Origin of the sequence: Neopararhizobium haloflavum (genome assembly GCF_002750855.1) — a bacterium.
GTDB lineage: Bacteria > Pseudomonadota > Alphaproteobacteria > Rhizobiales > Rhizobiaceae > Georhizobium > Georhizobium haloflavum.
The window spans coordinates 345,006-351,065 of sequence record NZ_NWUC01000005.1; the positions used below are offsets into that span (position 1 = coordinate 345,006).

Annotated in this window: 5 protein-coding genes and 1 pseudogene; 5 read left to right on the forward strand and 1 reads right to left on the reverse strand. The window is 62.3% G+C overall.

What is annotated here, in order from left to right:
• Positions 1-20 precede the first annotated feature (20 nt).
• From CN673_RS13430 to CN673_RS13440, 3 genes are all read left to right on the forward strand, one after another.
• Positions 21-1,154 (forward strand): MFS transporter, encoded by a 1,134-nt coding sequence (locus CN673_RS13430; RefSeq protein ID WP_280951183.1) that lies wholly within the window; start codon positions 21-23, stop codon positions 1,152-1,154.
• A 473-nt stretch (positions 1,155-1,627) separates the two neighbouring features.
• Positions 1,628-2,836 (forward strand): BaiN/RdsA family NAD(P)/FAD-dependent oxidoreductase, encoded by a 1,209-nt coding sequence (locus CN673_RS13435; protein WP_099866858.1) that lies wholly within the window; start codon positions 1,628-1,630, stop codon positions 2,834-2,836.
• Between the two features lie 424 nt (positions 2,837-3,260).
• Complete coding sequence (locus tag CN673_RS13440; protein WP_099866859.1) at positions 3,261-4,154, forward strand: hypothetical protein; 894 nt, start codon at positions 3,261-3,263, stop codon at positions 4,152-4,154.
• Here CN673_RS13440 and CN673_RS13445 read toward each other — a convergent pair.
• Positions 4,124-4,342 carry a hypothetical protein gene (locus tag CN673_RS13445; protein ID WP_099866860.1) on the reverse strand — a complete coding sequence of 73 codons (219 nt, stop codon included), beginning with the start codon at positions 4,340-4,342 and terminating at the stop codon, positions 4,124-4,126. The genes CN673_RS13440 and CN673_RS13445 overlap by 31 nt on opposite strands.
• 287 nt (positions 4,343-4,629) lie before the next feature.
• On the opposite strand from CN673_RS13445, the pseudogene CN673_RS21335 reads away from it, so the two are divergent.
• Together CN673_RS21335 and CN673_RS13455 are read left to right on the forward strand one after the other, a co-directional pair.
• Positions 4,630-4,704, forward strand: a pseudogene (locus tag CN673_RS21335) (hypothetical protein); the annotation flags it as partial.
• Between the two features lie 631 nt (positions 4,705-5,335).
• On the forward strand, positions 5,336-6,060 hold a 725-nt coding region (locus CN673_RS13455; protein WP_157928897.1), incomplete at its 3' end, for a helix-turn-helix domain-containing protein.

The following is a 6,060-nucleotide window of genomic DNA, read 5'->3' on the forward strand; positions in this document are numbered from 1 at the left end:
CGCTCGCCGCAGCGCTCGCCATTCAGGCCTTCGCAAGCGTATCGGTCTTCGCCCTGCCGACGATCGCGCCCATCGCGGCTCTTGAACTTGGCGTTCCGCCGGGGCTGGTCGGGATCCAGACAAGCCTCGTCTACCTGACTGCCACGGCAATGTCGGTCTTCGCCGGCACGGTATTGCGGCGCAATGGCCCGGTCCGCACCTCGCAGCTGGCACTCGCCGCCGTGGCGCTCGGCCTATTCACCCTCGCCGCGGGCGGCCTGCCCGCATTCTTCTTCGCCGCCGCCCTTATCGGCTGCGGCTACGCCCTGACAAACCCGGCAGGCGCCGAGATGCTGGCGCGCAGCACGACGGCGCAAAGGCGCAATCTCGTCTTCTCCATCAAGCAGACCGCCGTGCCGCTGGGCGGCATTCTCGCCGGGCTCGCGCTGCCGCTCTTGTCCGCCGTCTTCGGCTGGCAGGCCGCCTTCGTCCTGACCGCCGGGGCCATCACGCTGATCGCGATCGCGCTTCAACCGCTGCGCCGCGTGTGGGACCAGCGCATGGCGGAGCGCGCCGCCGCACCTTCCCCGCCGCTTGCAGCGCTGCGCCAGGTCCTCAAAAGCCGGCCGCTCCGCAGCCTTGCGGCAACCGGCTTTCTCTATTCCACCATCCAGCTGGCACTGGCGTCCTATGGCGTCGTCATGCTGGTATCCGAATTTGGCTGGAGCCTCGTGGCGGCTGGCTCGGGCGCTGCGGCGCTCCAGTTCGGCGGGGTGATCGGCCGCGTCCTTTGGGGCGCGATCGCCGACCGGGTCTCGGGCGGTTTCGGCGTGCTCGCCATCATCGGCATCGCCACAACGGCCATCACCTGGCTGTTGCCGACGGCGATCGGCGCGCCCCCCGCATTCGTCATCGCCGTGCTCTTCGCCCTCGGTGTGACGGCCGTCGGGTGGAACGGCGTGCTGCTCGCCGACACGACGCGCCATGTCGATGCCGTCGACGCGGGCGGCGTGACCGCGATCGTGCTGATGTTCACCTTTTCCGGCGTCGTCCTCGGCCCACTGACCCTCGCAGCGTTCGCCTGGCTCACCGGCTCCTACGCAATGGCCTTCGCGATACTCGCAACAGCCCCACTGGCCGCCGCCCTGTTGCTCTTGCTGAACCGATCCACATGACAATGCCCCGCTTGCCGGCGCAATTGCGCCAAGCGGCCGATCAAAAGCGATCGCAGGTGACTTGTGGAAAAGCGAAAACTGGCGCGCAGTGCCGGGCGAAGATGATAACTACGTCTACGCCATAGCCCTCCAACTGTAGGCTCAAGCCAATTGGCTCTTTTGGGGTGGTTTGCGGATCGGCAGGTTTTGGATGAGTCCGCGGCAAAAGCAGCCTCGATGAGCAACGAAGCCGTCGAGAACGCGCGTCCGTCAGCAGCGCTTCGGAGACAGCACCCTCCCCGAGGTGCAAAGTGATTGGTTCAGCCATGATCCTGCAGGGATTGTGATCGCTGGCGATGCGTAGCATAGCCCTTTGCTGTCCACGTTTTTTCGATCCGGGTGCCAGCGAGATGAAATCACGATGTTCCAGATGACCGCGATGCTGGCCCTGTCAGTGCGTTGCTTTTTACGTGCACGGGCAAGTGCTGTGTTCCATGCAGCTTGAAACCTTCGATACCGTCATCCTCGGCGCGGGCGCGGCAGGCCTGATGTGCGCGATCCATGCCGCTGCGCGCGGCGGCCGTGTGCTGGTGGTGGATCATGCGAAGGCACCCGGCGAAAAGATCCGCATTTCCGGCGGCGGACGTTGCAATTTCACCAATATCGGGACAAGCGCGAAAAACTTCATCTCCAACAACCCGCATTTCTCCAAGTCGGCGCTTGGTCGCTACACGCCGCACGATTTCATCGCGCTCGTCGAAAAGCACGGCATCGCCTGGCACGAGAAGACGCTTGGCCAGCTCTTCTGCGATACATCGGCGAAACAGGTCGTCGCGATGCTTCTGGAAGAGATGAACCAGGTAAAGTGCGAATTGCGGTTGAGAACCACGCTCGAATCGATCGAGCGCGACATGAGCGGCTTTACCGTCACGCTCGGCGGCGATGGGGCGGCGAAGATCCGCTGCCGGCATTTCGTCGTCGCCTGCGGCGGCAAGTCGATTCCGAAAATGGGTGCGACCGGCCTTGGCTACCAGATCGCAGAACAATTCGGACTCGCTGTTTCCGAAACGCGACCAGCGCTCGTCCCGCTGACCTTCGGAGAGGGTGTGCTCGCCGGTTTCAGGGATATAGCGGGGGTTGCGGCCAGTGCGCGCGTTTCCTGCGGCAAAACGGCGTTCGAGGAAGCATTGCTTTTCACGCATCGTGGTCTTTCAGGGCCGGCGATCCTTCAAATCTCGTCCTATTGGCGCGAAAGGCAGCCAATCCGCATCGCGTTCCTGCCCGGCAACGACGTCAGTGCCTCGCTTGCCTCGGCCAAGCGAGAAAACGGCCGCCGTGCGATCTCAACCGTGCTCAGCGACATCCTGCCCAAACGCCTCGCACTCCATCTCGCCGAAACCCATGGCTGGACCGGACCGATCGGCGAGGCGAGCGATAGAAAACTCGCCGCAATCGCCGCGACCCTTCAAGATTGGGAGGTGTTTCCGATCGGCTCGGAAGGCTACCGCACAGCCGAGGTGACGCTTGGTGGCGTCGACACGGACGGGCTGAATTCACGGACAATGGCAGCCAAAGCCGTGGAGGGGCTCTATTTCATCGGCGAGGTAGTCGATGTCACCGGCTGGCTCGGCGGCTACAATTTCCAGTGGGCGTGGTCGTCCGGCTGGGCGGCGGGAACGGCGATTTCTGAGCGGGCGGGGTGAACAACGCGCTCACAGACCATCTTGCCATCGCAGTCGGCGATGCATCATCAAGCCCGTCATTTTCCGGGCGCTCGAACCGGGACGCGCCGATGATGGAGACAGCTTGAGGCTCCACGAAAGGCAGCTTTCGGGGAACTATACGTTAGGTTGGAACGGTCGAATTGAGGTCGGGATTTGCCGTCGCCAGCCTTCGAACTTTATCGCGCTGTAACATGGAAACGGCGGTTTCGCATGCCGGTTGGCGGGTGTGCGGTGATCGGCTGCAATATCGCACTGTAGAGGGCAATTGACGGGAAAATGGCGCGCCCCAGAGGATGAAACTGGGAACTGCTATATAATTGTAGGAGCTATATAATTTTCGCAGGGCAGGAACTGTGAGGTGGAGCGCGCCCGACTCGACTAGAATGCTGAAAAGGGGGCGCGAATGAGTGCAATCTGGCGGGAAGCGATTATCGACTGGAAACAGCCGAAGGCTTGGGCTTCGGCTGTTTCCCGATGGCTCCGCCCTTTTCTGAACGAGCGGGGCATCCGCCACATGCACCAGATGGGTGAGCAGGACATCTGCTGGGACGATTCCGATTGGCTGAAAAAGACGCAACGCATCCTTCGTTTCGAAGTCGAATATGTCGTTCAACATCTCGCTGACGCCCTGTCCGTCTCGACCGCGCGGACCTACCATGGCTGCCGCACAGAGGATGCAGGCCGCTATCATCAAGCTGGTATCGTCCTGAACGATCCGGCTACGCTGGCCGATGAGGTCCGGCGCATCGTGAGGGAAGAGGACCAGCTCGCTCGTCTTCGCCCTGCTATTGAACAACGCCTCCATGACTTTGACAGCGCGGAGCGCGATACGGGCAGGCTGTATCTCGTGATGGATGACCGGGGCCTGACGAACAGCGCTGGCCACTATCTGCTTTACGGCAGCGAGTGGATTCAATGCGTCCTGGGGTTTGAAGCCCACGAGGCGCTTCGGCGGAGAGGGGTTCCGACCGTTCTTGCGGTCGACCTGCCCCTAAGCATGGTCACATCGCACGAACGGGAACAGCTTGCCGAAAAGCTGTTACGCGAATGGACGCGGATCAAGGTGAACAGGCCGGATTGGGTGCCGGAACTGGATTTCACGTTCTGCCTGCGAGAGGTCATTCCCGGTGCGATGGTCATTGCGCACTTTCACCCGGAAGTGATCTGCGACCCTTTTTATCGGAACATAATGCGTCGTGTCGGCCCGCAGAGCTGTCCGAGTTGCGCGGTCGCCCGGCCTCCCGCGAAGGCAACGTCGCAGGCTCTCTATGATGCGACGAGCAGCGAAGTCAGTTGAAGGGCCGCCGACGCGAACAGGCAGAGAAACCCGAGCACGAGGAGCCAATAATGCTGTGCCTTCTCGACATGTTCGGTTGAATTGGCGAGGTTGTAGATGTCGCCGGATGAGCGCATCAGCTGCTGAATGTTGCCCTCGTGCGCCTTCACCACGAGGGCAAGGGCTTCAAGGATACCTTGACGCGCCAAGCGAGCAGACCGGAGCCGACAAGACTAAGCACGGCAGCGATTATCTTAAGTGTCGTTGGATTCATAACTCCCCCGTTAATTCCCAGATAGATAGAATATGCTGACGGCCGCCACCTATATAATCTCGAAACCTGTGCACAGGCTCAGGCCAAGTTGGCGGTACTGCGACATTCGACGCGCTTCAGGCGATGTTGCGGGCCAAGAATCCGAGGGCGACGCCTCCACGCGTCGTCACAGGCCCAATCCTTCTGACTGGCATCGCAACATGTGCAAGCTGCGGCGGCGGGATGACGCTCCGTACCGGCAAATCCGGGCGGTATCGGTACTACACTTGTGCGACATACGCCCAGAAGGGGAAGGCCGCCTGCAAGGGCCGTTCAATTCCTATGGACAAGCTTGATCGGCTGGTCAGCGACCGCCTCGCCGAACAGCTGCTCACGCCTGAGCGGGTCCGCAAGCTTCTCATAGGCATCATGGAACGCCAGTCGGCGAAGGATGAAGATTATTCCGCGCGCTTATCGGCGTTGCGCGCAAAGCTCACCGACGCTCAGGACCGTCTGGGGAGGCTCTATGCCGCGATTGAAAACGGCATCGCCGACCCATCCGACGCGACGCTCAACGACCGTATTGGAGTGGTGAAAACCGAGCGCGACATCGCACAGGTCGCGTTCGACCGGGCCGTTTCGGCGATGCGGCCAAGTGTGCGCATCACCGAGGACAATATCGCTGCGTTCGCTGACGTGATGCGAACGAATGTCCTGAACGGGGAAATCCCTTTCAGGCGAGCTTATATCCGCTCACTGATCGGCCAGGTTGAGGTCGACGACACGGAAATCCGCATCCACGGGCGGCGGTCAGTCCTGGAGCGGCTGGTGATGGGTGGCGGGGCGCGGCTCCGGCTGGAGTGCCCAGTTTTGTTTGAACGACCCGAGACATCGGTGACGTTTTGTACCGGACACATGGGTAACACTTTTCGCTTTGCGGGAGGTGTTGATGCCGTGGAAGGAGTGTTCGGTTATGGACGAGCGGGTTCGTTTCGTCGGCCGTATTCTGGACGGCGAGGGCATGAGCGAGGTGTGCCGGGCGTTCGGCATATCGCGCAAGACCGGCTACAAGATCTGGGGCCGCTACCGGCAGGAGGGGCTGGAGGCGCTGACGGACCGCTCGCGCCGGCCGGTGCGCTACGCCAACCAGTTGCCCGACCAGATCGAGCGGCTGATCGTGGAGACGAAGAAGGGCAAGCCGCACTGGGGCGCCAGGAAGATCAGGGAACTGCTGGTTCGCCGGCTGGCGGGCGACATGCGCATTCCCGCCAAGTCGACGGTGCATGCCGTGCTCGACCGCCACGGCCTGGTGAGCCGCGCCCGTCAGCGGCGGCGCTGCAAGGCCGAGGGCACGGCGCTGTCGCGAGCCACCGCGCCCAACGATCTGTGGTGCGCCGACTTCAAGGGCGAGTTCAAGCTGGGCGATGGCCGCTATTGCTACCCCCTGACGGTGACCGACCAGGTCTCGCGCATGATCCTGACCTGCGAAGCCCTCGAGAGCACGAAGGAACTGCCCGTCATCGAGGCCTTCCTGAGCCTGTTCAGGGAGCGCGGCCTGCCAGCCGCGATCCGAAGCGACAACGGCCTGCCCTTCGCCTCGCCGAACGGGCTCTACAACCTGTCGAAGCTGTCGGTGTTCTGGCTAAGGCTCGGCATCGCGATCGAGCGCATCAG

Coding starts and splice junctions, on each gene's coding strand:
- CN673_RS13435 (WP_099866858.1), top strand. CDS start 1,628: ATGCAGCTTGAAACCTTCGATACCGTCATCCTCGGCGCGGGCGCGGCA.
- CN673_RS13440 (WP_099866859.1), top strand. CDS start 3,261: ATGAGTGCAATCTGGCGGGAAGCGATTATCGACTGGAAACAGCCGAAG.